Raw genomic sequence first — 22,352 nt, 5'->3', positions numbered from 1 at the left:
CGGTAATATAATTACGGGGGATGGATCCGTCAGGAAAACAGACTGGTGTGGACCGGCGCGAAGTCGCTTCCGTCGTCGCCGTCTCCGGCGGTGTCGGTGACTGCGCGGCCGTCGACGCCGTCCGCGAGGAAGTCCGCGACCGGCGGGCCGACGTTCTCCGGTTCGACGAGGAAGGCGTCGTGGCCGTGGTCCGAGTCGACGACGTGGTGGGCGACCGGCACGCCGGCGTCGCGGAACGCCGCCGCGAGCGACTCGGCCTGCTCGCTCGTGAAGTGCCAGTCGCCGGTAAACGAGAGGACCAGCGCCTCGCCCTCGAACGCAGCGAGGGCGTCGGCGTCCCCGTCGTAGCCGGCGGCGAGGTCGTAGTTGTCCATCGCCCGGGTGAGATAGAGGTAGCTGTTGGCGTCGAACCGCTCGACGAACTTGTCGGCCTGGTAGTCGAGGTACGACTCCACGTCGCGGTACGGGAAGAAGTCGCCCGCCGGGTCCGAGGGGAACACGTCGGCTGCGGCGGCGCGCCCGGCGGCGCGCCGGCCGAACTTCTGCTCCATCGACGCCTTCGAGAGGTACATCACGTGGCCCAGCTGGCGGGCCAGCGCGAGGCCGTCTTTCGGGTGCTCGCCGCCGTAGTAGTCGCCGCCGTTCCAGTTCGGGTCGGTCGTGATCGCCCGCCGGGCGATGCCGTCGATGGCGAGGCACTGCGGGTCGAGCCGCGCCGCCGTGGCGACCGGGATCAGCCGGCGCACGTCGTCGGGGTACTGCTTGCCCCACTCCAGCACGTTCATCCCGCCGACGCTCCCGCCGATCACGGCGTGAAGGCGACCGACGCCGAGTTCGTTCAGCGCCAGCCGCTGGGCCCGGGTCCAGTCGGTGACGGTGACGGGCGGGAACTCGGTGCCGTACGGCTCCCCGGTCTCGGGGTTCTCGCTGGCCGGTCCCGTCGACCCGTAGCAGGAGCCGGGCACGTTGACGCAGACGACGTAGTACTCCGAGCCGTCGACGGCCTTCCCGGAGCCGACGATGTCGTTCCACCACGCGCGGGCCTGGCCGCCGGTCTCGACCGCCTCGCCGTCCGACAGCCGGCGGCTGGCGACGTGGGCGCTCCCGGTGAGCGCGTGACAGACCAGCACCGCGTTGCTTCCGGACTGCGTCCGGTCGCTCGCGGAGCTTTGCTCCGCGCCGTCGCCCGTGAACTCGCCGTACGTCTCGTAGGCGAGTTCGAGCGACGGGAGGGTGTCCCCGCACTCGAACTCGAACTCGCCCACGTCGACGGTTCCGGCGGTCGCCCTCATGTGGCCTCGATCCCCCGTTCGATGTCCGCGAGGATGTCGGCGGGGTCCTCGATGCCGACCGAGAGCCGGATCAGGTCGGTCGTGACGCCCGCCTGTCGCTGTTCCTCGGGCGAGAGCTGGCCGTGGGTCGTGCTGGCCGGGTGGATGACCAGCGTCTTGGCGTCGCCGATGTTCGCCAGGAAGGAGGCGAGTTCGACGCGCTCGCAGAACGCCTTCCCCGCCTCGTAACCGCCCTCAAGCCCGAACGCGATCATGCCGCCGTAGCCGCCCTCCAGGTACTCGCTGGCGTTCTCGTGAGTCTCGTGGGAGTCGAGGCCGGGGTAGGCGACCCACGCCACGTCGTCGTGGTCCGCGAGGTACTCCGCGACGACGGCGGCGTTCTCGCAGTGGCGTTCCATCCGCAGGGGGAACGATTCCAGCCCCTGGAGGGTCTGCCAGGCGTCGAACGGCGACTGCTGGTCGCCGAGGCTCCGCAGCGAGCGGTAGCGCACGGCGGCCGCGAACGGCGCGTCCGGGAAGTCACGCGCGAAGTCCGTGTCGTGGTACGCGTCGTTGTCGCCGGCGATCTCGTCGTAGCCGTTCGCTTCCCAGTCGAACGCGCCGTCCTCGACGAGGACGCCGCCGACGGTGGTGCCCGACCCGTGGAGCCACTTGGTCGTGGACTCCCAGACCACGTCCGCGCCGTGCTCCAGCGGCCGACAGAGCGCGGGCGTGGCGAACGTGTTGTCGACGACGAGCGGGACGCCCGCGTCGTGGGCGATTTCGGCGACGCGCTCGAAATCGGGCGTCACCAGCGACGGGTTGCCGACCGTCTCGACGTGGACGTACGCGGTGTCCTCGTCGACCGCCTCGCGGTAGGCGTCGTAGTCCAGCGTGTCGACGAATCGGGCCTCGATCCCCCGGCGGTCCGCGGTGTGGGAGAGGTACGCCGTCGTGCCGCCGTACGTGTCCGTCGAGCAGACGACGTTGTCGCCGGACTCGGCGAGGACGAGCGTCGCCGCGTCCAGCGCGGCCATCCCGCTGGCCGTCGCGACCGCGCCGGTGCCGCCTTCGAGGCTGGCGAGGCGCTCCTCCAGCACCTCGACGGTGGGGTTGCTGATCCGGGAGTAGATATGGTCCTCGGCGTTCAGCGCGTACAGCTCCGCGGCGCGGTCGGCGTCGGGAAACTCGTAGGAGGTGGTCTGGTAGAGCGGCGTCGCGCGAGCGCCCGTCGCGTCGTCTGGCGACCCGCCCGCGTGGACCGAGCGGGTCGAGAGGCCCTGCTCGCCGTCCTCGTCGTCGTTGGTCATGTGTATGGCTCATATATTCTCAAATCCATATAACCCACAGTTACGGCAACATTCGCAAATCTTGCCACTGTCTGGCACGCACCGACCGCGGATGCGTGGGCGGCCGCCGCCGTCGGAAACGCGGGCCGTCGGGGCAACACGCCGGTGCGAAGCCTGTCGAGCCAGTGAATTTATCCGTGTGACAACAGATGATCCGACCGACATGGAGCGGGATCCGGTATGTCTCTGACTGACGCACGACGCCCGACGAACACGCGCGAGCGGTATCGGCTGATGGCTGATGCGGCCTCCCGGCCGTTTGCCGCCGGTGCCGTCGCCGTTCCGCTGGGACTCCCCGTCCTGGGGTATCTCACCGGCGACATCAGAATCATGTTCACCGTCCACCTCTTCCTCGGCGCGTTCTGGTTCGGGACTGCGGTGCTCGGCGCGGTGGTCCTCGGCCCCGTCATGGGGAGTCTCTCTCAGGACGCCAACGTCGAGTTCGCCCAGGGGTTCGTCCCGCGGATGAACCTGCTCATGGAGCCTGTCTCGCTCGGTGCGGTCGGTTCCGGCGTCGGACTCGCCAGCATGATGGGGCTGCTGGCGTCCCCGACGCCGTCGCTGTGGGCGGCGCTCGGGCTCGCCGTCGCGCTGCTCGTCCTCGGGTTCGGCCCGCTGCATATGTTCACGGCCGGGATGTTCGACGAGATCGCCGCCGAGGACACCGACCACGAGCGACTCGCCGAACTGAACAAGAAGTACGGCATGCTGAGCCTGGTCGAACTCGTCCTCATGGTCGCTATCGTCGCCACGATGTCCGGCCTCCGCTGGGGGTTCTGACCCCTCCGACGGGTCCGACGGTCGCTCGACCCGAACCCCGCGGTTCGCCCGGCGCGTCGGCGACGCGAGTCGGCGGTGCTCAAGTGCCTCCAGCCCCTACGTCCCGTCGATGACACGGCCGGCGCGCGACAGGACGCTGCTCGCTGGCGTCGTCTTCGTCGTGTTGCTCGCCCAGACGCTGCTGTACCCGGGTATCTCGGACCTGGTCGCCGCGCTGGGGGCGACGACGCAACTCGACGCGAGCATGTGGTTCCTCGTCGCGGAGTTCGCCGCCTTCGTCGCCTTCGTCGGCGTCTGGGGCGCGGCGAGCGACGCCGCCGGCAGGCGCGTCCCCTTCATCGCCGCCGGCGCGGTCGGCGGCGCGGTCGGCTACGGCGCGCTCGCGCTCGCCCCCGCCGTGACCGACCTCTCCTTCGAAGCGGTGCTCGTTGTCCGCGCGCTCCAGGGCGCGGCGACCATCGGCGCGTTCTCGCTCGCGATGACGATGCTGATGGACCTCTCGGGCGGTCACGGCAAGAACATGGGCGCGGCCGGGATCGCCATCGGTGCCGGCACCGCGACCGGCGCGCCGCTCGGCGGCCAGCTCACGGAGGTCGACCCGCTCGCGCCGCTGTACGTCGCCAGCGGCCTGCTGCTGGCGGCCGGCCTGCTGGTCGCGCTCGTCGACGACCGCGCCGTCGCCCGCGACGGCGGCCTCGCCGAGGCGCTGTCGAACCTGACCGCCACGCCGACGCTGTCGGTGCCGTACGCGTTCGGCTTCATCGACCGGCTCACCGCCGGCTTCTTCGCGCTGGTCGGGACGCTGTACTTCCGGTCGACCTTCGGGCTGGACGCCGGCGCGGCGGGGCTGATGCTCGCGCTCTTTTTCGCCCCCTTCGCCCTCCTTCAGTACCCCTTCGGCGCGCTGTCCGACCGGTACGGCCGCCGGCTCCCGATCGTCGCCGGCTCGGCGTGTTACGGCGTGGTCGTCATCGCCGTCGGCCGCGCGCCAACCGTCGCGCTGGCCGGCGCGGGGATGGTGCTCGTCGGCGTGCTCGGCGCGCTGATGTCGCCGGCGACGATGGCGCTGGTCACGGACCTCGCGCCCGAACGCGACCGCGGGACGGCGATGGGCGGGTTCAACCTGTTCGGCAGCCTCGGCTTCCTCGCGGGCTTTCTCCTCGGCGGGACGGTGGCCGACGCGTACGGCTTCGGGACGGCGTTTCTCGTCGTCGGGAGCCTCGAAATCCTGCTCGCCGCCGTGACCCTGCCCGTCCTCCTGCGGCTGGACATCGAGCGGACCGGGACGTTCGGCGGGACCGAGGAGGCGTGACGCCGACGTATCCGTCGCGCCGGCGGCAACGCTTTTGCCTCGCGGTCCACGACGGGGATCCGTCATGCCCGGGAACGCGCCCATTGACCCGATGGACGAACTGGCGGACGCGCTGTCGGCGTACTTCGCCATCGACGCGGTCAGGGACGTGCTGGAGACCGTCGACCTCGCGGCCGCGCTCGACGGCGCGCCGGTCGGCGAGGCGGTCGACTACGACGAGGCGGTCCGCACCGTCGGACGGCTCTCGGGCCGGCTCGTCGCCCGCGACGTGGTCGGCCGCACGCCCGCCGGCCCCGTGGTGGAGACGCTCGGCGGCCAGACCGTCGGGGCAGCGGTCGGCGAGACCGCTGCGGACCTGCTGATAGAGACGGTCGACCCCGAGGCGTTCCTCGCGGCGCTGGAGGCGGACCTCGGGGTCGACCTCGGTCTCACCGGGATCGACCCGGACGAGGCCGTCGCCATCGACGTGGTGTCGGCCGAAGAGTGACCGAAGGCATATGCCGCCCGTTGCCAAACTGTCAACTATGCCCCCAACGCCCTCCAGACGGACGATGCTCGGCCTGCTCGCTGCCGGCGGCGTCGGCGGCCTCGCCGGCTGTGCCGAGGTGCTGGCGTCCGAGGAACCCGCACACACCGTGAGCGTCTACCTCGGCGACCGCGACGCGACCCGCGACGTGACCGTGGTCGTCGAGGCCGACGACGGCTCCGTCCTGTTCGAGCGCGAGTACGCCCTCTCCGACGACAACGAGGCCCACGAGGACGCGACGTTCCCCGAGTCCACGGACCCCGAGACGGTCGTCGTGACCGTCGACGGCGAGCGGTTCGAGCGCCCGTGGCCCGCCTTCGCCGGCGAAACCGAGTGCTCCGGCGACAACTGGGAGGGGATCACGGTGTGGGTCGAGGGCGGTCCCGACGAATCGCCGAGCGTGCGCCTCGGCACGAACTGCCAGCACGTGACGATGGAGTGAGCGTGCCGTTCGACTCCACGCAGTTCCGCGCTGTTTGCGTCGATACGTGCACTCAAGGGACTCGTCTTCGTACGCGAGCGCAGTGAGTCAGGATCTCGTGACGACTCTGTTCGGCGACCCCTTCGCCGTCATGAACACGGTCGGCCTGGTCGCGTTCGCGCTCGTCGGCTCGTCGAAGGCGATCCGGGAGGAGTTCGACGTGTTCGGGATCACGATCGTCGGGCTCGCGATGGCGTTTGCCGGCGGGACGACCCGCGACCTGCTCGTCGCACGGGTGCCGCTGGCGCTCCAGTCGCCGGTCGAGATCGGCCTGGGACTGTTCGGCGTCGGCCTGGCGATCGCGTTGAGCGTCGTGCTGTCCGCCCCGGATACGCATCCGGTCACGCTCGTCGCGGACGCTATCGGGCTCGCCGCCTTCGCGACGACCGGCGCGATCGTCGCGACCGAGACGGGCGTGTCGGCGTTCGGCGTCGTTGCGATCGCCACGATCAACGCCGTCGGCGGGGGTGCGTTCGCGGACGTGCTGCTCGACCGGGCACCCTTCATCCTCTTCGAGGATTTCTACGCGAGCTGTGCGGTCCTCGGCGGGAGCGCGTACTGGCTGGCGGGCGAACTGGGCGCGGCCGCGAGCACGGCTGCCGTCGCGTGCGCTGTCGTGACGGTCGCGACCCGGCTGGCCGCCGTCACGTACGACTGGCACCTCCCGACGGTGCAGCAACTGCGCGACTGAGACCGAGCCGAACGGCGCGCTCGCTGCCCCGACGCGTGTCGCCGCCGGCGCAGCCTCGCGGCTGCGCTGATGCCGACTTCGCTCAGTCCCCCGCCGAGCGTCGGCGGACGCCGCGTTTTAGGGCCGTCCGCGAGTAGCGTCCGACGATGCCGACCACCGAGACGGACGACAACCCGTACCTCGCGGACCCCCCGACGGAGTTCGAGGCGGTCGACGCCATCTCCGAGTCGACGGCCCGCGAGCAGGCCGAGCGGTTGCGCGAGGCGGTGCGCTACCACGACCGGCAGTACTACGTCGAGCACGACCCGGTCATCGCGGACCGCACGTACGACGCGCTGTTCGCCCGGCTGGAGGAACTGGAGGACGCCTTCGACCTGCCGACCGAGGACAGCCCGACCCGTCGCGTCGGCGGCGAGCCGGTCGACGAGTTCGACACCGTCGAGCACGTCGCGCCGATGCTGTCGATCGACCAGAGCGGCGAGGCCGCCGACGTGCGGGAGTTCGACCGGCGCGTCCGGGACGAGGTGGGCGACGTGACGTACGTCTGCGAGCCGAAGTTCGACGGCGTCTCGGTCGAGGTCGTGTACGAGGAGGGCCGCCTCGTCCGCGCCGCCACCCGGGGTGACGGCCGCGAGGGCGACGACGTGACGCGGAACGTCCGGACGATCCGCGCGATCCCCCAGCGCCTCGCCGGCGACCATCCCGACTTCCTCGCCGTTCGCGGCGAGGTGTACATGCCGCGCGACGCGTTCCAGGCGCACAACCGCGAGCGCGTCGAGCGCGGCGAGGAGCCCTTCGCCAACCCCCGCAACGCGACCGCCGGGACGCTCCGTCAGCAGGACCCCTCCGTCGTCGCCGAGCGCCCGCTCGCCTGCTACTTTTTCGAGGTGCTCGATTCGAGTGACGGGTGGGAAACGCGGTGGGCTGAGCACGAGGCGCTGCCCGAGTTCGGCCTGCCAGTCGCCGACCTGGTCGAGCGCGTCGAGTCGATCGACGCGGCCATCGACTACCGCGACCGCCTGCACGACGAGCGCGACGAACTCGACTACGAGATAGACGGCGCGGTGATCAAGGTCGACGACCGCGGGACGCGCGACGAGCTGGGCGCGACGTCGCGGCACTACCGCTGGGCGTTCGCGTACAAGTTCCCCGCCCGCGCCGAGCGGACGACCGTTCGGGACGTGGCCGTGCAGGTCGGCCGCACCGGTCGCCTGACGCCGGTGGCCCTGCTTGACCCCGTCGACGTGGGCGGCGTCACCGTCTCGCGGGCGAGCCTCCACAACCCCGACGAGATCGCCGAGATGGGCGTCGCGGTCGGCGACGAGGTGCGCGTCGAGCGCGCCGGCGACGTGATCCCCTACGTCGCGGAGGTGACCGAGCACCGGAGCGAGGGCCACTACGAGTTCCCCGACACCTGCCCGGTCTGTGACAGCGCCGTCGAGCGCGACGGCCCGATGGCCTTCTGCACCGGCGGGATGGCCTGCCCCGCACAGCTTCGCCGGGCCGTGGAGTACTACGCCAGCGACGACGGCCTCGACATCGAGGGGCTGGGCGAGCGGAGCGTCCGCCAGTTCGTCGAGGCGGGACTGGTCGCGGACAGCGTCGCCGACCTCTACGCCATCGAGCGCGAGGACCTGCTCGACCTGGAGGGGTGGGGCGAGCGAAGCGCCGAGAACCTGCTCGCCGAACTCGACGCCTCGAAAGAGCCCGAACTCCCCGATTTCCTCTCGGCGCTGGGCGTCCCCGGCGTCGGTCCCGCAACGGCCCGGGAGATCGCCCGCGAGTTCGGCACGCTTGACGCCGTCGTCGACGCCACCGAGGCCGACCTGCAGGAGGTGTCCGACGTTGGGCCGACCGTCGCCGCGCAGGTCCGGGACTTCTTCGACAGCGAGGCGAACCGCCGGGCGCTCGCCGACCTCCGCGAGCGCGGCGTCGAGCCACAGCCCTACGAGGGCGGCGGCGACGAACTCGCCGGGGTGACGTTCGTGTTCACCGGGTCGCTGGACGGCTACACCCGGAGCGAGGCCCAGGAACTCGTGGAGCGGCACGGCGCGAACGCGACGAGCAGCGTCTCGGGCAACACGGACTACCTCGTCGCCGGCGAGAACCCCGGCGCGTCGAAGACGAACGACGCGGAGCGCGAGGACGTTCCGGTGCTGGACGAGGCCGAGTTCGAGGGTCTGCTCGACGAGCGTGGCGTCTGAACGCTGCCGAAAACGGCGGCGGCGTCAGATGTCGGCCGCCTTGAACCGCCGGTAGCAGAGCGCGAGCGGGACGACGGTCCACGCGACCAGAATCAGCACCGAGAACCAGTCTTCGAGGTAGAGCGGCACGTCCCCCTGTGGGAAGTACCCCTCGATCTGGCTCTCGCCGGGGAACACCGACGCTATCGACCCGGCGAACGCGCCGTTGGGGGAGAGGCGCTGGAAGAACAGGTACCAGTTCGGCGGCTGGATCCCGGGGAAGAAGGTTGCCGGTCCCTCCCCGAGTCTGGTGACGACGTAGTGGATCCCCCAGCCGAGCACGTCCCAGAGGAAGTTGAAGAGGGCGAACACGCCGAAGATGCCGACCGCGGCCCGCGACGTCGACTTCGTCAGCGACGACACGGCGATCGCGATGCTCACGTACGCGAGGCCGAACAGCACCGATACCCCGACGAACGCGACGTAGTACCCCGGCGAGAACGTGGTGTACAGCGCGACCACGACCACCGCGGCGACGGCGAAGCCGATCAGGATCGGGACGGTGAGCACGGCGGTCCGGCCCAGCAGCTTCCCGAGGACGACCGAACTCCGGGAGTGGGGCAGCGACAGCAGGATCTTCACGCTGCCGGAGTCTATCTCGCCGGCGATCGACTTGTAGCCGAGCAACAGCGCCGTCAGCGGCACGAGCAGAGCGACGGGCGACTGCAGGAAAAAGAGCAGGTCGAGTACGGTCAGTTCCCCGTCGGCCCCCGACCCCAGCAGGGTGAACACGTACGCCATGCCGGCGGCAAAGAGGACGAACAGGGCCGACAGGATCCACAGCGTCTTCGAGCGGACGGCGTCGCGGAAGTCCTTTCGGGCGACCGCACGGACCGAGGCGGGGCTGAGGCTCATACGCGCACCTCCTCGGTGGTGTAGGCCGCGAACAGCTCCTCCAGCGACGCCTCCTCCGTCGAGAAGTCACGCACGTCGCCGCCCGCGTCCTCGATGGCGTTCAAGACGTCCGTCTTGACCTCGCCCGTACAGGAGACCACGAGCGTCGCGCCCTCGACCTCGACGGCGGTGACGCCGGGCAGGTCCGAGACGGCCCCGCGGACCGCCGGCGTCACCTCGTCGACGGTGACCTTGAGCGTCATGTCGGTGCCCGCGGCGTCGCGGAGCCCCTCGACGCTGTCGACGGCGACGACCTCGCCGTCCCGGAGGATGCCGACGCGGTCGCAGACGGACTCGACCTGTTCGAGGATGTGGCTGGAGAAAAACACCGTCGCGCCGCGGTCGCGCTCCTCGCGGATGATCTCGCGCATCCGCCGCGCGCCGTTGGGGTCCAGCCCGGTCGAGGGCTCGTCGAGGATCAGCATGTCGGGTTCGCCGACCAGCGCCATGGCGAGCATGAGCCGCTGGGCCATCCCCTTGGAGTAGCCGCCGGCCTTCCGGTCGGCGGCCTCTAAGATGCCGGTCCGTTCGAGCAGTTCCTCCGGATGGTCGTCGGCCCCCTTCGACTCGATGGCGAACTCCATGTGCTGGCGGCCGGTGAGCCGGTCGTACACCCGGTAGCCGTCCGGGAGGACGCCGAGCCTGGAGCGCACTGCTTCGCTCTCGGCCTGCGCGTCGTGGCCGAACACCGTCGCCGTCCCCGACGTGGGGCGGACGAAGTCGAGCAGGATATCGATCGTCGTCGACTTGCCCGCGCCGTTCGGGCCGAGGAAGCCGAATATCTCCCCGTCCCTGACGGTCAGGTCGACGTTCTGGAGGGCGACGACGTCGCCGAACCGCTTCGTGACGCCGTTCAGTTCGATGGCGGTCATCGTCCGTGTCTGTCGGACTCCCGTTATAAATACGTTCGGTCTAACCGATGGAACAAATCGGCTTCAGGCGGTCGATCGCGGCTCTCGCGGCGGATCCCGGTGAACGCGTGGGGACCAGTCACGGGGTGTGTCCGGCTAGCAGGGGCTTACGATCCCACGGCCACGCAGTCCCTCGATCCGGCGGGACCGCCGCTCGACCCGGAACGGTTCGGAACCGTCCGGAACGGCTCCGGCGATTTAATCGCTCCGCCGTCCCCTTCCCGGACGGCATGAGAGCCAAACTGCCACGCGGACGCGTCGTACTGATCGCGGTCGTCGCGGTGTTGCTCGTCGGGCTCGCCGGCTGTGGCGGTCCCGGCGGCGCGAACGACACGAACGGAACGGACGAGACGGACGGGATCGGCGCTGACAACGGTGCTGTCGGCGACGAGACCGAGACGGACGACGCGGCCGGCAACGACACCATGGACGACGGCAACGACACTGTCGGTAACGACACGGCCGGCAACGATACTGTCGGCAATGACACGGTCGGGAACGACACCGTTGGCAACGACACTGCGGGCAACGACACGGCCGGAAACGACACTGCGGCGGTAGCGTAAACGCGTGACCGGTCCGTCGACCCCGCAGCGATCCCGCGGTTCGGGAGAGGCATCACCGGTATGATGTCTCAGTCTACCTCGACAAACGGTATAGGACAGGGAGGCGAATGACGACTATGACGTTGGCGAGAGGGGGGCTCGCCGTGATGGGTGTTCTCCTCGTGGTCGCGTGTCTGGGAACCGTAGCCTCGGGTACGATGGCGACGGACACCGGGATCGACGAGGTCGAGATCGCGGAGCCGGGGGCCGTCACGAGCCACAACAACTCGACGTACGTCTGGACCGACGAGCCGTACAACCTGACGGTCTCCTTCACCGGCACGGAGGACCGCGAGTACCGGGTCTGTGCCGACCGGTACACCGACGGGAACCGCACGACCAGCATCGGCTGTGTGGGGAACGTCTCCGGCCCGAACGCGACGGTCACGCTCGCGGTCGACCAGCCCGACACGAACGAGACGGAGCGCCAGACGGTCGCGGTCGTACTCACTGACTCGAACGGAACGACCGTCGACGCGGAGAACCTCTCGACGAGAGCCGTCACGAAGGACGGCGACTTAGACGGCGACGGGCTTCCCAACGGGAAGGAGGTCGAACTCGGGCTCGACATGACCGACTCCGACATGGACATGGACGGCCTGTCCGACGGCGCGGAGGTCGAGAACTACGGGACGGACCCGACCGACCCCGACACGGACGGCGACGGGCTCCGGGACGGGCTCGAACTCCAGCTCGGCACGAACCCGACCGACGGCGCGACGGTCGTGAAGCTCACGGCCGGCGCGCTCGTCTTCGGCGTCGGTCTCATCGCCGGCTGGGTCCTCTACAGCCGCCGGCAGGATGGGGCGTCGGCGGCCGCCGAGACCGACCAGCCCGACCCAGACGACGAGCCGCTCCTCACCGACGAACAGCGGGTGTTACAGCTCCTCCGGGAGAACGACGGCCGGATGAAACAGGCGGCGATCGTCGAGGAGACGGAGTGGTCGAAGGCGAAGGTGAGCCGGCTCCTGTCGGACATGACGGAGAACGGTGAGGTCGAGAAGCTCTCGATCGGCCGCGAGAACATCATCCACCTCGAAGGGCAGGGACCGGAGGCGGCGAAACCGCCGTACGGCGAGTGAGACGGTGGCCGAGCCGAAAGGGACTAATCGCCGCCGCGGCTAGCCTCGCCCGATGAACGCCGCGGCGGTTCGGGAGCGGGCGGGGGCCCTCCCCCGCGACCCCGGTGTCTACCAGTTCCAGCAGGGCGGGACGACGCTGTACGTCGGCAAGGCCGTCGACCTGCGGGACCGGGTCCGGTCGTACGCCGATCCGCGGAGCCGGCGGATCGGCCGGATGGTCGAGCGTGCCGACAGCATCGAGGTGGCTGTCACCGACACCGAGACCCAGGCGCTGTTGCTGGAGGCCAACCTGATCAAGCGCCACCAGCCCCGCTACAACGTCCGGCTGAAGGACGACAAGTCCTACCCGCTGGTCCAGCTTACCGACCACCCCGTCCCGCGGATCGAGGTGACGCGTGACCCCGACCCGGACGCCGTCGCGTACGGTCCCTTCACGGACAAGGGCCGGGTCGAAACCGTCGTGAAGGCGCTCCGCGAGACGTACGGCCTGCGCGGTTGTTCGGACCACAAGTACGCGAACCGGGACCGCCCCTGTCTGGACTACGAGGTCGGTCTCTGCACCGCGCCCTGCACCGGCGAGATCGGAGAAGACGCGTACGCCGACGACGTGGCCTCCGTCCGGCGCTTCTTCGAGGGCGAGACGGGCGTGCTCGCCGACCCGCTCCGCCGCGAGATGGAGCGGGCCGCCGAGAGCCAGGAGTTCGAGCGCGCGGCGAACCTCCGGGACCGCCTCGACGTCGTCGAGTCGTTCCACGAGGGCGGCGGCGAGGCCGTGTCGAGCCACGGCGGCGAGCGGAGCGTCGACGTGCTCGGCGTCGCCGTCGAGGGCGACGACGCCACCGTCGCCCGCCTCCACAGCGAGGGGGGCCAGTTAGTCGACCGGGAACGCCACCGGCTGGCCGCCCCCGAGGACGGGGAGGGCGTCCCCGGCGTGCTGGCGGCGTTTCTCGTGCAGTACTACGCCGAGCGCGACCTGCCCGACGCCGTCCTCCTGCCGGAGCGCCACGGCGACCCCGAGGTCGACGCCTGGCTGGACGCCGAGGGCGTCGCCGTCCGGGTGCCCGGCGCGGGCCGCGAGGCGAAGCTCGTCGACCTCGCGCTGAAGAACGCCCGGAGCCGCGGCGGCGACCGCGACGGGACGCGGGCGCTGGCCGACGAGCTCGGCATCGACCGCGCGGACCGCATCGAGGGGTTCGACGTGAGTCACGCGCAAGGGAGCGCCGTCGTCGGCAGCAACGTGACGTTCGTCGACGGCGACCCGGAGAAGCCCGACTACCGCCGGAAGAAACTCGAGGACCGCAACGACGACTACGCCAACATGCGCGACCTGGTCCGGTGGCGCGCCGAGCGCGCCGTCGAGGGGCGGGACGACCGCCCGGACCCTGACCTCCTGCTGATCGACGGCGGTGAGGGCCAGCTGGGGGCGGCGCGGGACGCCCTCGCGGAGACGGGCTGGGACGTCCCGGCCGTCGCGCTCGCCAAGGACCGGGAACTCGTCGTGACGCCCTCGGGCGTCCGCGACTGGCCCGACGACGCGCCCCACCTCCACCTCCTCCAGCGCGTGCGCGACGAGGCCCATCGCTTCGCCGTCCAGTACCACCAGACCGTCCGCGACGAAGTGAAGACGGTGCTGGACGACGTGCCCGGCGTCGGCCCCGAAACGCGGAAACGCCTGCTCCGGCGCTTCGGCAGCGTCGAGAACGTCCGGGCGGCCTCGCCCGACGAACTGCGGAGCGTCGACGGCGTCGGCGAGAAGACCGCCGAGACGCTGGCGAGTCGGCTGTAGCCGACTTCGGTCGGCCGAGTCAGTCCCAGTCCAGACTGCCGGCGTCGCGGTACTCCGTCACCGTCGACTCGAAGAAGTTCTTCTCCTTGTTGAGGTCGACCTGCTCGGCCATCCACGGGAACGGGTTGTCGGTGCCGTAGACGGGGTCCATCCGGAGTTGCTGGAGCCGGCGGTCCGCGACGTACTCGACGTACTCGACGAACTGGTCGGCCGACATGCCGAGCACCTCGTCGGGGCAGGCCTCCTCGGCGTAGATCCCCTCGAGGCGGACGGCCTCGCGGACTAGGTCCTCGACCTCCCGCTCGAACGCGTCGGTCCAGACGCCGGGGCGCTCGTCGCGGATCTGGTTGATGAGGTCCACCCCGAAGTTCAGGTGGAGCGACTCGTCGCGCATGATGTACTCGAACTGCTCGCCGACGCCGACCATCTTCCCGCGGCGCTTCAGCGCGAGCATCATGGCGAAGCCGGCGTAGAAGAAGATCCCCTCCATGATGACGTAGAAGCCGACGCAGTCGCGGACGAACTCGCGCACGTCGTCGGTCGTCTCGATGGCGAAGTCGTCCCGGTCGACCGCCCGCGTGAGGTCGACGACGAACTCGTCCTTCTCGCGGATCGACGGGATGCGGTCGTACATCCCATACATGTACTCGGGGTCGAAGCCGAGCGTGTCACAGCAGTAGATGAACGTGTCCGTGTGGACCGCCTCCTCGTAGGCCTGCCGGAGCAGGTACTGGCGGCACTCCGGCGCGGTGACGTACTCGTACAGCGCGAGGACGATGTTGTTCGCGGTCAGCGACTCGGCCGTCGAGAAGAAGCCGAGGTTCCACTCGACGAGGCGCTGCTCGGCGTCGGTGAGCTCGCCGTTCTCCCACTGGCTCACGTCGTCCTGCATGGGCACCTCCTCGGGCGTCCAGTTGTTGGCGACGCCGTCGCGGTAGTACTCGCGGGCCCAGTCGTAGTCGATCGGCAGTATCTTGTTCGGGTCGTGGGTGTCGTCGTTGCTGATAGGCATTGGCGGTTACCGTAGAGCGCTCGTGGTCACTGGCAGGCGTCGCAGGTCGGGTCCTCGACGGTCGGCGCGGAGCCGTCGCCTGACTCGTCCGCACCGTCCGCGTCGCGGCGGTCGGCGTCCGCGTCGTCGCGGCGCTGGGTGTCGTCGTACTCGGCCATGTCGACGGTCGACTTCTCGACCTGGCTCGCGCCGAGCGTCCGGAGGTAGTAGGTCGTCTTCAGGCCGTACTCCCACGCCGTCCGGTACACGTCGTCTAAGAACGACCCGTCCGTCGACGGGAAGAAGACGTTGTGGGACTGGCTCTGGTCGATCCACTGCCCGCGGCGGGCGGTGAGCCGGATCTGGTGGCGCGGGTCCACCTCGAACGCGCCGCGGTAGAGCTCCTTCAGGTCGTCGGGGACACGGTCTATCTCCTGGACGGAGCCGTCGTGGTACGTCAGCTGGTCGACCATCGCGTCGTCCCACAGACCGCGTTCGCGCAGGTCCGCGACGAGGTGGTCGTTGACGACGGTGAAGTCGCCCGACATGTTCGACTTGACGTAGAGGTTCGAGTACAGCGGCTCGATGCTCGGCGACGTGCCCGCGATGGTGGAGATGGTCGCCGTCGGCGCGACGGCCATCGTGTTGGAGTTGCGCATCCCGTGTTCGGCGACGTGGTCGCGCACGCGGTCCCAGTCCAGCCGTTCGGTGGGGTCGAGCGGCGTCTCCACGCCGCGCTCGTCCTCCAGCAGTTCGACCGTGTCCTGCGGGAGGACACCGCGGTCCCACTTCGACCCCTCGTAGGAGCCGTACGTCCCGCGCTCGGCGGCGAGGCGCGACGAATTGAGGACCGCGTGGTAGCCGAGCAGTTCGCCCACCTCGTCGGCGAAGGCGACGGCGTCCTCGTCGGCCATGGGGATCCGCTGTGCCATGAGCGCCTCGTGGAACCCCATCATCCCCAGCCCGACCGGGCGGTGACGCATGTTCGAGCGCTCGGCCTTCTCGGTGGGGTAGAAGTTCAGGTCGACGACGTTGTCGAGCATCCGCATCGCCGTCTCGACGGTGTCGGCGAACGCCTCGCGGTCGAGGCCGTCCGCGTCGACGTGGGCGGCGAGGTTCACCGATCCGAGGTTGCAGACCGCCGTCTCCTCGGAACTGGTGTTCAGCGTGATCTCCGTACAGAGGTTCGACGAGCGGATCACGCCCGCGTGGTCCTGGGGCGACCGGACGTTGCAGGCGTCCTTGAACGTGATCCACGGGTGGCCAGTCTCGAACAGGCGCGTCAGCATATCGCGCCACAGTTCCTCGGCGTCGACGCGCTCGTACTGGCGCAGTTCGCCCGCGTCGGCCAGCCGCTCGTACTCGCGGTACTGTTCCTCGAATGCCTGCCCGTACGTCCCGTGGAGTTCGGGCACCTCGTCGGGCGAGAACAGCGTCCACTCCCCGCCCTCGCGGACGCGCTTCAGCAGGAGGTCGGGCACCCACGCCGCTGTGTTCAGGTCGTGGGTGCGCCGGCGCTCGTCGCCCGTGTTGCGGCGCAGGTCGAGAAACGACGGGAAGTCGAGGTGCCACGCCGCGAGGTACGCACACGCCGCGCCGCGGCGCTTGCCCGAGCGGTTGATCGCCGCGGTCACGTCGTTGGATATCTTGAGGAACGGGACGACGCCGGTCGACTCCACGCCGGTCGATTCGATGAGCGAGCCGGTCGCACGGATCGGCGTCCAGTCGTTGCCGAGGCCGCCGGACCACTTCGACAGCTTCGCGTGTTCCTTGTAGCCATCGAAGATGCCCTCCAGGTCGTCGGGGACCGTCGTGATGTAACACGACGACAGCTGGGGGTGCGTCGTCCCGGCGTGGAACAGCGTCGGCGTCGAGTGGACGAACCGCAGCGTCGACAGCGCGTCGTAGAACTCCTTCGCGTAGGCCTCGCGCTCGCCCTCGTCCTCGCGGAGGGCGACGCCCATCGCGACGCGCATCCAGAACGCCTGCGGGAGTTCGAGGCGCTCACCGTCGTTCGTCCGGAGGAAGTACCGCTGGTGGAGCGTCTCCATCGCGAGGTAGTCGAAGGCCTCGTCGCGGTCGGGGACGAGATAGTCGGCGAGCGCGTCGAGGTCGTAGTCGGCCATGCGCTCGTCGAGCAGGTCGGCCTCGACGCCGCGCTCGATGGCGTCGACGAACGACTCGCGGTAGGCGTCGTCGAGTTCGTCGCCCGTCAGGTCCGCTCCGAGCAGTTCGCGGTAGTACCGCTGTCTGAAGACGGCGGCCGCCACGTCGGCGAACTCGGGGACCGAGTCGATCCGGGCGGTGAGTTCGCCGATCAGCGCGTCGTACGTCTCGGCGACGGTCGCCTCGGCGTACAGGTCGCTTTCGGCGTCCGCGAGGACCGCCTCGCGGGCCTCGTCGGGGATCTGGTCGTCGTAGCCGGTACAGGCGTGGTCGAGTGCCGACCGCAGTCGGTCGGTGCGGGTCGTTGCTGTCATGGTGGTGTGTCGCGGCCGGCCGGTGACGGCTGTGCGCCGGACGGAGCTGTGGCTGACGAACCCGTCGCTCCGCGGCGCTCGCGGCCGAAACCGCCGGCCTGGCGTGCCTCGGAGTGACGGCAGGCCCACACATAAGTTTTGCCAACTAAATTGTAGTAGCACAAGTTCAATTGTATTACTACCCGGACGGACCGTGAATGATTTTAACCCCCACGTGTGTAACGCCCTACCATGGCATCGGAATTCGGCGCGTTATCGCTCGCACCGCCGCTGCTAGCCATCGTACTGGCGATAATCACCAGACGGGCGATGCTGTCGCTGTTCATCGGCGTGTGGATGGGCGGCGCGATCGTCGCCGCCGACGCGGCCGACAGCGCGGTCGAGATCGTCGCGGTCCCGTTCCTCGGGATCGTCGAGGCGTTCGACTGGGTGATCAGTTCGATCGGGGAGAGCACGTTCAACGCGAAGATCATCATCTTCACGTTCCTGCTCGGCGCGGGGATCGCCCTGATCTGGCGGCTCGGCGGCTCGCTGGCCGTCGCGCAGTTCGCCAGGTCGAAGGTCGACTCCCACCGCCGGGTCGGGGTCGTGACGTGGCTGTTCGGTATGGTGTGGTTCTTCGACGACTACGCCAACACCGCCATCGTCGGCTCGGCGATGAAGGACATGGCCGACAACATGCGGATGTCCCGCGAGAAGCTGGCGTACATCCTCGACTCGACGGCCGCGCCGGTCGCGACGTTCGGCATCTCGTCGTGGGTCGCGTTCCAGATCGGCCTCGTCCAGACTGCCTACGAGAACATGGGGATCCAGAGCGAGACGCCGTCGGCGGTGGCGACGTTCCTCTGGTCGATCCCGTTCAACGTGTACTGCCTCTTTGCCATCCTGATGGTCGGGATCGTCGTCATTACCCAGCGTGACTTCGGCGAGATGCTGGACGCGGAGACCCGCGCCCGCGAGACGGGCAACGTGACCCGCGAGAACGCCAACCCGCTCCAGAGCATGAAGGAGGACCTCGGTGACCCCGTCACGGACGAACCGCGCCTGCGGACGTTCGTGGTCCCGGTGAGCGTCCTCATCGTGGTCGTGCTCGGCGGCGCGGTCGGGACCGGCTACGCGCCCGGCCGCGACGCCCTCGGCATCGCCGAGAACGCCAACTTCACCGGTGCGCTCATCTGGGGCTCGTTCGGCATGGTGGCGAGCGCGCTCACCCTCGGGATCTACGACGGTCACATCGACCTGGGCGAGGGGATGGAGTCCGTGCTCGACGGCTTCGGCATCATGCTCCACGCGGTCAGCATCCTCGTCCTCGCGTGGTCCATCGGCTCTGTCGCCACCGCGCTCGGCACCGGCGACTACGTCACCGGCATCGCGGAGGGGCTGGTCTCGCCCATGATGCTGCCGATCGTCATCCTGTTCGCCGCCGCGTTCATCTCCTTCTCCATCGGCACCTCGTGGGGGACGATGTCGCTCGTCACCCCCGTCGCCGTGCCGCTGGCGTGGGAGATCGGTAACCAGAGCCCGGAGATGGTCGCCGTCGCCGTCGGCGCGGTGTTCAGCGGGTCGATCTTCGGCGACCACTGCTCGCCCATCTCCGACACGACGATCCTCTCGTCGACGTTCGCCGGGTCGGACCACATCGACCACGTCCGGACGCAGATGTACTACGCCGTCACCGTCATCTCGGTGGCGACGCTCGCGTACCTGATCTACGGCGTCACCGGCCTCGGCCCGGTCGTCTTCCTGCCGGTCGGCGCGCTCGTGCTGATCGGGCTGGTGTACGGGCTCTCGGAACTCGACGCCAGCAGGAAAGAGGTCCCCGCCAAGCCGTTCGAGGGGCCACAGTCCGAGACCGGAACGACCGGCGACGACTGACGGTTTCCCTTACGCCGCCTTTTCGCGTCGATAGCCGCGCAGTGAACTGACAGACCGACGCCCCGCCAGCGGTGGCTCGGGCGCGTCGTGGAGCGTGATTCCCGGCAAGTGATGGCGGGGGCTGCCGCCAGCAGTCGGTGTACCGCTACCCGCGACGGTGTGTGCGCCGACCCGTGACGGACCCGGGCCGTCAGTCGGACCCGTCGCGGCTTCGCCCGGCGAACGACCGGGCGACGATGTGGGCGAGGTCGGTGAGCACCATCCACACCTGACGGAGAACGATCTTCGTGTCGAACCAGAACGACTGGTTCTTGATGTACGTGAGGTCGTACTGTAGCTTCGCCCGCGAGTTCTCGCTGGTGGCCTCGTTTATCTGCGCCAGCCCGGTCAGCCCCGGCTTGACGAACCACCGCTTCTTCCAGGTCTCCATCTCCTGCTGGATGAACTCCTCCTCGGCTGTCCACGCCGCCCGCGGCCCGACGACGCTCATCTTGCCGGTGAAGATGGCCCACAGCTGGGGGAGTTCGTCGAGATGAGTCCGCCGCAGGAAGCGCCCGACACGGGTGATCCTGTCCTCGTCCTCCCCGGGAGCGGCGGCCTCGCTCTCGGGACGCATGCTCCGGAACTTGTACACCGGGAAGCGGTCGCCGAACTGGGTGGTGCGCTCCTGTCTGTAGAACACCGGTCCGCGGCTGTCCAGTTTGATCGCGACGGCGATGGGCACGAACAGCGGGAGCGTCACGAGGAGGCCGATGCCGGCAAAGCCCACGTCGAACAGGCGCTTGACGACCCTGTTCTGCAGGTCCAGCGGCTCCATGTTGATGGCGATGAGGCGCTTGGTTCGGTCGGCGGAGACGGCGCTCTCGTCCTCGACGAGGACGCTCTCGTTGTGCTCGTTGAGGATCTCCACGTTCACGTCGTGGCGGTGGCACGTTTCGAGCACGCCGAAGAACTCGGCGCGGTCCGTCTGGGGCAGGGCAGGGATAACCGTCCCAACGTCCGCCCGGTCGAGGATGTCATCGAGGCGCGAGAGCCCGCCCAGACACTCGTACTGGGACAGCTTCTCCGGAACGGCGGGCCGGCCGCCGTCGGTGCGTGTCGCCCCGTCGTCGTGCGAGTCCGTGGGGGAGAACGCGTACCCGACGATCGGCTCCGCCGCGGCCTGAACCGCCGCCTCGACGCGCTTGGGGTTGTTCCCCACGATCAGCGTTCCCTCTGCTCGTTTGAGCTGCCACTGTTGCAGGGCGACGAACCACCCCGGCAGCGTCACGGCCAGGACTCCGACGAACGAGAGCAGCGCCGGTCGCGGCAGCCGCAGCGTCGCAGTGAAGTAGCCGACGGTCGCGAGCGCGACGGCGGCGACCAGCAGGGACCGTAGCGTCCGCGTCACCGTGTCCAGGATCCGTCGGGGCCGCGGCTTGCACAGCGGCAGGGTCGCGGCCACGGTGACGGCAGCCGCCAGCGCGAGGACGGCCGGCGTCTCCGCGGAGAGCGACCCAGCCGACGTCCCGGTCCCGAACAGCCCGCGGACGCCCAACAGTCGCTGCAGGTCGGCGACGGCGACGACGGCGAGGGCACCCACCGTCAGGACCACCAGCCCGACCCCCGAGAGGATCCGGTAGACGTTCCTGGGTCGGGTCAGGGGCCCCCCACCGTGGAGCGAGATCGCGGTCTTCGACTGTGACTGGACGTCCTCTGTCATCGGCCTGTTTTTGGCGGACCTAAAATAAAAGTGTGAAGGTTTCCGACCGGCCGTGTTGCCGCGGAAAGGGGAGATTCGAAGGCCGGCCGATCGCAGTCGCTCGGCCCGTACCGCACGAGTATTTGGCCAGCCTAAAAACCGTGTCGCTTATGGCGGCGTCCGCTACTACACCTGAAACGACTCGGTGTCCCGCCCCGGCGGTCACCGGCACGACGCCACAACCATGGTCGACGACACGCCGAACGTCCTGCAGGTCTGCACGTACTACTATCCCCACACCGGGGGGATACAGCGCCTCGTCCGTGCGCTGGTCACCGGCATCGACGACGTGAACTTCCGGATCGTCACGTCGCAGACCCGCGGGCGGGCAGCCGTCGACGAGAAACACGGCACCACAGTCGTCCGCGCCGGCTGTCTCGGCGAGGTCATGTCGACGCCGATCACGCCCGGGTTTCCCTATCGACTCCGCCAGCATCTGGACTGGGCCGACCTCGTTCACTACCACGTGCCGTTCCCGCTCGGCCCGGTGAGTCATCTGCTCAACCGGGTGGACACGCCGTACGTCGCGACCTTCCACGACGACATCATCGGGAAGGGCCCCGCGATCTACCCGTACGAACCCGTCCTCGACCGGTTCCTCGACGGCGCGGAGCGCATCATCGTCACCTCCCCACAGATGCGTGACGAGTGCGCGCGGCTTGCGGGGGTCCGCGACAAGGCCGCCGTCGTGCCGATCGGGGTCGACGCTGACGACACCCCGGTCTCCCCGAAGCCGCTCGACGGGAGGCGGCTCCTCTTCGTCGGCCGGCTGGTCGACTTCAAGGGCGTCGACCACCTCATCTCGGCGATGGCGGACGTCGACGCGAGGCTGTCGATCGTCGGCAAGGGACCGGAACGCGAGTCGCTCGAACGGCACGCGCGCGAGGAGGGCGTCACCGACCGCGTGACCTTCGAGGGGTTCGTCTCCGAGGAGCGGCTCGACGAGCTCTACCGGGCGGCGAACCTGTTCGTGCTCCCCTCCTCGGCCCCGAACGAATCGTTCGGGATCGTCCAGCTCGAAGCCATGCAACGCGGGCTGCCGGTGATCAACACGTCGCTCCCCACCGGCGTTCCGTACGTGAGCGTCGACGGAGAGACCGGCCGCACCGTCCCGCCCGGCGAGCCGGCCGAGATCGCGGCCGCCGCCGAGGACCTGCTCGCGGACGCGTCACGGTACAGGCGGTACTCCGAGAACGCACAGCGGCGGGTCCGCGAGACGTTCACCCGGGGGCAGATGCTGGAGCAAACTCTGGCCGTCTACCGGGACGCGCTCGCGGCCGACTGACCGGCCGCCGACCCGTGGTCCGCGGGCCCGGACGCGGTGGACAGGTATA

At 69.5% G+C, this 22,352-nt stretch carries 18 protein-coding genes; 11 read left to right on the top strand and 7 right to left on the bottom strand.

The window, feature by feature from the left end:
• Positions 1-29: 29 nt before the first annotated feature.
• Both metX and D8896_RS04155 read right to left on the bottom strand, forming a co-directional pair.
• Positions 30-1,292: a homoserine O-acetyltransferase MetX gene (metX, locus tag D8896_RS04160; RefSeq protein WP_121820825.1), complete on the bottom strand. Its 1,263-nt coding sequence runs from the start codon at positions 1,290-1,292 to the stop codon at positions 30-32.
• Positions 1,289-2,581: an O-acetylhomoserine aminocarboxypropyltransferase/cysteine synthase family protein gene (locus tag D8896_RS04155; protein ID WP_121820824.1), complete on the bottom strand. Its 1,293-nt coding sequence runs from the start codon at positions 2,579-2,581 to the stop codon at positions 1,289-1,291. The genes metX and D8896_RS04155 overlap by 4 nt, the downstream gene beginning before the upstream one ends.
• A 219-nt stretch (positions 2,582-2,800) precedes the next feature.
• Here D8896_RS04155 and D8896_RS04150 point away from each other — a divergent pair, with 219 nt between their 5' ends.
• The 6 genes from D8896_RS04150 to ligA all read left to right on the top strand — a co-directional run bounded on the left by D8896_RS04150 (position 2,801) and on the right by ligA (position 8,614).
• The gene (locus D8896_RS04150; protein ID WP_121820823.1) at positions 2,801-3,400 is read left to right on the top strand and encodes a hypothetical protein; all 600 of its coding nucleotides are present in this window, start codon (positions 2,801-2,803) and stop codon (positions 3,398-3,400) included.
• A gap of 109 nt (positions 3,401-3,509) precedes the next feature.
• Positions 3,510-4,712 (top strand): MFS transporter, encoded by a 1,203-nt coding sequence (locus tag D8896_RS04145; RefSeq protein WP_121820822.1) that lies wholly within the window; start codon positions 3,510-3,512, stop codon positions 4,710-4,712.
• A gap of 64 nt (positions 4,713-4,776) precedes the next feature.
• A complete protein-coding gene (locus D8896_RS04140; RefSeq protein ID WP_121820821.1) occupies positions 4,777-5,199 on the top strand; it encodes a hypothetical protein in 423 nt (140 codons plus the stop codon).
• Between the two features lie 37 nt (positions 5,200-5,236).
• Positions 5,237-5,680 carry a hypothetical protein gene (locus D8896_RS04135; RefSeq protein ID WP_205596767.1) on the top strand — a complete coding sequence of 148 codons (444 nt, stop codon included), beginning with the start codon at positions 5,237-5,239 and terminating at the stop codon, positions 5,678-5,680.
• An 82-nt stretch (positions 5,681-5,762) separates the two neighbouring features.
• Positions 5,763-6,410 (top strand): trimeric intracellular cation channel family protein, encoded by a 648-nt coding sequence (locus D8896_RS04130; RefSeq protein WP_121820820.1) that lies wholly within the window; start codon positions 5,763-5,765, stop codon positions 6,408-6,410.
• A 146-nt stretch (positions 6,411-6,556) separates the two neighbouring features.
• Positions 6,557-8,614: an NAD-dependent DNA ligase LigA gene (ligA, locus tag D8896_RS04125; protein ID WP_121820819.1), complete on the top strand. Its 2,058-nt coding sequence runs from the start codon at positions 6,557-6,559 to the stop codon at positions 8,612-8,614.
• Between the two features lie 24 nt (positions 8,615-8,638).
• Here the strand turns inward: ligA and D8896_RS04120 are convergent, their stop codons facing one another.
• A complete protein-coding gene (locus D8896_RS04120) occupies positions 8,639-9,508 on the bottom strand; it encodes an ABC transporter permease (RefSeq protein WP_121820818.1) in 870 nt (289 codons plus the stop codon).
• Positions 9,505-10,419, bottom strand: a complete 915-nt coding sequence (locus D8896_RS04115) for an ABC transporter ATP-binding protein (protein WP_121820817.1) — start codon at positions 10,417-10,419, stop codon at positions 9,505-9,507. The genes D8896_RS04120 and D8896_RS04115 overlap by 4 nt, the downstream gene beginning before the upstream one ends.
• A gap of 269 nt (positions 10,420-10,688) precedes the next feature.
• Here D8896_RS04115 and D8896_RS04110 point away from each other — a divergent pair, with 269 nt between their 5' ends.
• From D8896_RS04110 to D8896_RS04100, 3 genes are all read left to right on the top strand, one after another.
• Entirely contained in the window at positions 10,689-11,024 is a 336-nt protein-coding gene (locus D8896_RS04110; protein ID WP_121820816.1) for a hypothetical protein, read from the top strand.
• Between the two features lie 197 nt (positions 11,025-11,221).
• Positions 11,222-12,145 (top strand): helix-turn-helix transcriptional regulator, encoded by a 924-nt coding sequence (locus D8896_RS04105; RefSeq protein WP_162991433.1) that lies wholly within the window; start codon positions 11,222-11,224, stop codon positions 12,143-12,145.
• A 52-nt stretch (positions 12,146-12,197) separates the two neighbouring features.
• Positions 12,198-13,931 carry an excinuclease ABC subunit C gene (locus D8896_RS04100; protein WP_121820814.1) on the top strand — a complete coding sequence of 578 codons (1,734 nt, stop codon included), beginning with the start codon at positions 12,198-12,200 and terminating at the stop codon, positions 13,929-13,931.
• A 19-nt stretch (positions 13,932-13,950) separates the two neighbouring features.
• Here D8896_RS04100 and D8896_RS04095 read toward each other — a convergent pair whose 3' ends face one another.
• Together D8896_RS04095 and D8896_RS04090 are read right to left on the bottom strand one after the other, a co-directional pair.
• Complete coding sequence (locus D8896_RS04095) at positions 13,951-14,943, bottom strand: ribonucleotide-diphosphate reductase subunit beta (RefSeq protein ID WP_121820813.1); 993 nt, start codon at positions 14,941-14,943, stop codon at positions 13,951-13,953.
• 26 nt (positions 14,944-14,969) lie between these two features.
• Positions 14,970-17,402 carry a ribonucleoside-diphosphate reductase subunit alpha gene (locus D8896_RS04090; protein WP_121820812.1) on the bottom strand — a complete coding sequence of 811 codons (2,433 nt, stop codon included), beginning with the start codon at positions 17,400-17,402 and terminating at the stop codon, positions 14,970-14,972.
• Positions 17,403-17,633: 231 nt separating this feature from the next.
• On the opposite strand from D8896_RS04090, the gene D8896_RS04085 reads away from it, so the two are divergent.
• The gene (locus D8896_RS04085; protein WP_121820811.1) at positions 17,634-19,277 is read left to right on the top strand and encodes a Na+/H+ antiporter NhaC family protein; all 1,644 of its coding nucleotides are present in this window, start codon (positions 17,634-17,636) and stop codon (positions 19,275-19,277) included.
• A gap of 190 nt (positions 19,278-19,467) precedes the next feature.
• Here D8896_RS04085 and D8896_RS04080 read toward each other — a convergent pair whose 3' ends face one another.
• Positions 19,468-20,979 (bottom strand): exopolysaccharide biosynthesis polyprenyl glycosylphosphotransferase, encoded by a 1,512-nt coding sequence (locus D8896_RS04080; protein WP_121820810.1) that lies wholly within the window; start codon positions 20,977-20,979, stop codon positions 19,468-19,470.
• A 223-nt stretch (positions 20,980-21,202) separates the two neighbouring features.
• Here D8896_RS04080 and D8896_RS04075 point away from each other — a divergent pair, with 223 nt between their 5' ends.
• The gene (locus D8896_RS04075; protein WP_121820809.1) at positions 21,203-22,303 is read left to right on the top strand and encodes a glycosyltransferase; all 1,101 of its coding nucleotides are present in this window, start codon (positions 21,203-21,205) and stop codon (positions 22,301-22,303) included.
• Positions 22,304-22,352 lie beyond the last annotated feature (49 nt).

Origin of the sequence: Halostella salina (genome assembly GCF_003675855.1) — an archaeon.
In the GTDB taxonomy this organism is placed as follows: domain Archaea; phylum Halobacteriota; class Halobacteria; order Halobacteriales; family Natronoarchaeaceae; genus Halostella; species Halostella salina.
Note: the sequence above shows the minus strand (reverse complement) of the source record. Positions and strands in the feature narration are given on the sequence as shown.

Coding starts and splice junctions, on each gene's coding strand:
- metX (WP_121820825.1), bottom strand. CDS start 1,292: ATGAGGGCGACCGCCGGAACCGTCGACGTGGGCGAGTTCGAGTTCGAG.
- D8896_RS04155 (WP_121820824.1), bottom strand. CDS start 2,581: ATGACCAACGACGACGAGGACGGCGAGCAGGGCCTCTCGACCCGCTCG.
- D8896_RS04150 (WP_121820823.1), top strand. CDS start 2,801: ATGTCTCTGACTGACGCACGACGCCCGACGAACACGCGCGAGCGGTAT.
- D8896_RS04145 (WP_121820822.1), top strand. CDS start 3,510: ATGACACGGCCGGCGCGCGACAGGACGCTGCTCGCTGGCGTCGTCTTC.
- D8896_RS04140 (WP_121820821.1), top strand. CDS start 4,777: ATGCCCGGGAACGCGCCCATTGACCCGATGGACGAACTGGCGGACGCG.
- D8896_RS04135 (WP_205596767.1), top strand. CDS start 5,237: ATGCCCCCAACGCCCTCCAGACGGACGATGCTCGGCCTGCTCGCTGCC.
- ligA (WP_121820819.1), top strand. CDS start 6,557: ATGCCGACCACCGAGACGGACGACAACCCGTACCTCGCGGACCCCCCG.
- D8896_RS04120 (WP_121820818.1), bottom strand. CDS start 9,508: ATGAGCCTCAGCCCCGCCTCGGTCCGTGCGGTCGCCCGAAAGGACTTC.
- D8896_RS04115 (WP_121820817.1), bottom strand. CDS start 10,419: ATGACCGCCATCGAACTGAACGGCGTCACGAAGCGGTTCGGCGACGTC.
- D8896_RS04110 (WP_121820816.1), top strand. CDS start 10,689: ATGAGAGCCAAACTGCCACGCGGACGCGTCGTACTGATCGCGGTCGTC.
- D8896_RS04105 (WP_162991433.1), top strand. CDS start 11,222: ATGGCGACGGACACCGGGATCGACGAGGTCGAGATCGCGGAGCCGGGG.
- D8896_RS04100 (WP_121820814.1), top strand. CDS start 12,198: ATGAACGCCGCGGCGGTTCGGGAGCGGGCGGGGGCCCTCCCCCGCGAC.
- D8896_RS04095 (WP_121820813.1), bottom strand. CDS start 14,943: ATGCCTATCAGCAACGACGACACCCACGACCCGAACAAGATACTGCCG.
- D8896_RS04090 (WP_121820812.1), bottom strand. CDS start 17,402: ATGACAGCAACGACCCGCACCGACCGACTGCGGTCGGCACTCGACCAC.
- D8896_RS04085 (WP_121820811.1), top strand. CDS start 17,634: ATGGCATCGGAATTCGGCGCGTTATCGCTCGCACCGCCGCTGCTAGCC.
- D8896_RS04080 (WP_121820810.1), bottom strand. CDS start 20,979: ATGACAGAGGACGTCCAGTCACAGTCGAAGACCGCGATCTCGCTCCAC.
- D8896_RS04075 (WP_121820809.1), top strand. CDS start 21,203: ATGGTCGACGACACGCCGAACGTCCTGCAGGTCTGCACGTACTACTAT.